This window comes from Armatimonadia bacterium (genome assembly GCA_039679385.1).
Classification (GTDB): domain Bacteria; phylum Armatimonadota; class Zipacnadia; order Zipacnadales; family JABUFB01; genus JAJFTQ01.
This window is the reverse complement of sequence record JBDKVB010000144.1, coordinates 1-2,959: the sequence shown is the minus strand read 5'-3', so window position 1 is coordinate 2,959 and position 2,959 is coordinate 1. Positions and strand designations below refer to the sequence as shown.

General features: G+C 66.9%; 1 protein-coding gene. It reads right to left on the bottom strand.

Going from position 1 to position 2,959, the window contains the following annotated elements; translation table 11 throughout:
• Positions 1–2,910 (bottom strand): NPCBM/NEW2 domain-containing protein (locus ABFE16_16660; GenBank protein ID MEN6346937.1); only part of this gene is annotated, 2,910 nt, incomplete at its 3' end.
• Positions 2,911–2,959: the final 49 nt, after the last annotated feature.

The window sequence follows — 2,959 nt, the reverse complement described above, 5'->3', positions numbered from 1 at the left end:
AGGGTAGTATTCCTCGACCTTGCCGGGAGCCTCAAGCATGGTAGCCGGAGCCGGGATCCAGTCGCCGGAGGGCGATTCGAGGACCGGGAGACGTCCCTGCGCCCAGTGATAGGCACGCAGCAGCTCGTTCTGGAAGTCGGCGGCCTGTGCGACCAGTTCGCTCGAGCCTGCGACGTCCAGGCCCTGCAGTGCCTCAGCCGCTGCGCGGAGACCGCCACAGTAGAAGGCCTGATTGTAGAAGCGGTAGGCGAAGAGGCTCCAGTCGGCCGTGACACCGGGCGGAACCAGCCCGTACTCCGGGACCTTGGCCAGGTTCTCGTCCACGCTCTTGGTCATGTTCCGTTGGCGGGCGATCCACCGGCACAGCGACTCAACCTGCGGGGCAATCCCGGTGAGCCAGTCGCGGTCGCGGGTCAATTGGTAGTGCTCGCCCAGGGAGTGGAGGTGCCAGCCGGTGCCCATGAGGGTGTAGCCGGTGGTCAGGAATCCGGCCGGGTTGTAGCGCCGGACGAAGAACTGCAGAGCGCGGCGCGAGAAGTCGTGGTGGCCGAACAGGTCCATGCCACGGACGATGGTGTTGGCCTCGCTCTCCAGCGGACCATACCTGTCACAGGCAATCCAGGGGGAGATGCGAGCACCGTCGGCCTCGTTGCGGGCGGCGATCAGGCAGGCCACCTGCGAGGCCTTGAGCGTGTCGTTCAGGAACTCATCGGGTGTCTCGACCTGCATGGCCTCGGCCAGCAGGCTCTGCCAGTAGGCCCTGGCGGTGTCGAGAAGCTCGGGCTTGTAGGTCAGGCTGCCATGATCTGAGGTCGGCACAAACCACCCGGGGAGCAGGACCACGCAGCGGGCTGCTGCCCTCGCGGGAAGCTGGCCCTTGAGGACTGGACCGGCCGGGTCGAGGCTCAGCGTCAGCGGCTGGGCTTCGGAGCAGTCGACCAGCGCAAGAATCTGCGTGCCGTTGTGCAGCACCGCTCCCCGGGGCACGGACAGAACTTGCGCCGTCTCACCCTTGGCCGCGTCCGTCAGGCAGGCAAGAGCCAGTGACACCTCGGCGGGCTGGTCGGCCTCGTTGCGAAGGGTGAACTCGGCCACACCGAGCGGCTTGCGACTCATCCACGCCGGTATGCCAGCCGGTGCTGCTTCCTGCGGGACCACGTAGAACCCTTCGGAGTATGTCGTGGTGCCCTGACGGACGGTGCTGGTCGGAATCGGCAGCCAACCGTCCTCCACATGGCGGTCGAGGTTGGCGTTGTCGCCGGAGCCGAACACCGGCCGCAGTTCACAGGGGAAGGTACGTGGCGCATACAGGAGCGGGTCGGGCAGGTCGGGCACGAGGCCGAACTGGATCACGCCCTCACGCTGGACGGTCCACTTTCGGTTGTCGCAAGCGAGGGAGACCATGGTCGGCCCGAGGTTCTGCACCGGGTTGTGGACGTGCTCCCAGGCCTGCTCACGGGTCTGATCGGGCATCGCCGACACGCGCTCACGAATAGTCTGGTAACCAGCGCTCGCCTGTTTGGCCTGGGCGAGGGTCTGCTTCGCCGGGAGCAAGGTCACGAAGACCCCTGCGGAGCGCACGTACATCGAGCCATGGGCCACCAGGTCTTCCAGGGCAACCGCAAAGGCGGCTTCGTCGCCCTGGGCTCCGGGGATGCGCAGGCGCAGCGTTGTGCGATCCCACTTCCACTGCCGGGGTCGGGTGTAGCGCACCTCAAGGTCAAGCGGGCGCGACAGGTCCCAGGAGGCGGACAGCCTCGCGCCGTCCTTAGTGGTCAGCTCTCCGTTGTAGACCTCGACGGTGCCCTTCTCGCCCGGACGAGGTTGCTCGAGCTCCACACGCACCTGGGCAGATTCCCATCGCGAGTGCGTGTAGGCTGCGACTCTCGCGATCTGCAGCGGCATCGGGAGCGCAGGGAACACCCAGCGGACCTTCCGTCGGCCTGCGCCGAGACCGGGGTTCACCGAGGGGTCCATCGCGAAGACCCAGCGATCGCCCCGGACCTCAATCGTGCCCTGGAGCGGTTTCCACTCTCCCTGCCAGAGCGATTCGCCCTCCCAGGCTTGCACCGCGACGCCTGTCGTGGGCGGCATGACAAGGCCCGGTGCGAAGACCAACTCCAGGCGTGTCGGCACTCGCACTTCGGTCCAGACAAGGCCAATCGTGCTGGTCCTGTCGGTCGCCTGCGGGACCATGTAGCTGCCGTCCGGATTGGGGCGCAGGTTGCTCTCCAGGAAGACGTCTTCGGCCCGGAACTCCTGCACACGCGTCGAACGCGCGCCGTCCATGCGGTGCGGGTCACTGGTCACCACGCGAGCGAAGCGGCCTGCGTCGAAGCTGTCCTCGACGATTCGACCTGCTGCTTCGGGGTCGCGGGTCAGACGCGCCTCAGCCCAGTTCGCGCAGTCACACAGAATGCCGTCGCCGGCGTCGGTGACGACCAGGCGCAGCTCCTCGGCACCCTTCACCGAGATCCGAACAGGCTTGGCCGCGTCCGTGTCGTGCAGGACGCCGCTGTCGAAAGCGAGTCTGCCATCGACGAAGACCTGCATGACGATGCTGCCACCGCAGTTCGGGCTGGCGCCCTGCCACTGGAGACCGGCCTCGGCCTCGAAGGTCTCATAAAGGCCGCCCAGGTCCACGAGCAGCTCACCTGAGGCGTGCGTCCCGAGTCCGCGCTCGTAGCTTGTGTCCTTGATGCGCAGCTTGAGCGGGGTCTGGTTCGCCGCGTGGGCGCAGACGTCGACGCCCAGCACTCCCCAGCCCTGAAGCTGGTAGGCGATGCGACCGAAGGCCTCACGACTAAGGTACTCCACTGGCGGGTTGTCCACTGCGAAGGCGCCTCCCTTGAAGGCGAGGGTGAGGAGCAGAACGGCTGTGAGGCGGAAGCAAGCCCGAAGCGAGGACATGAGTACGGTGGCCTCCGGTGAGGGTGTGCGATCGGCCGCCGGCAGATCG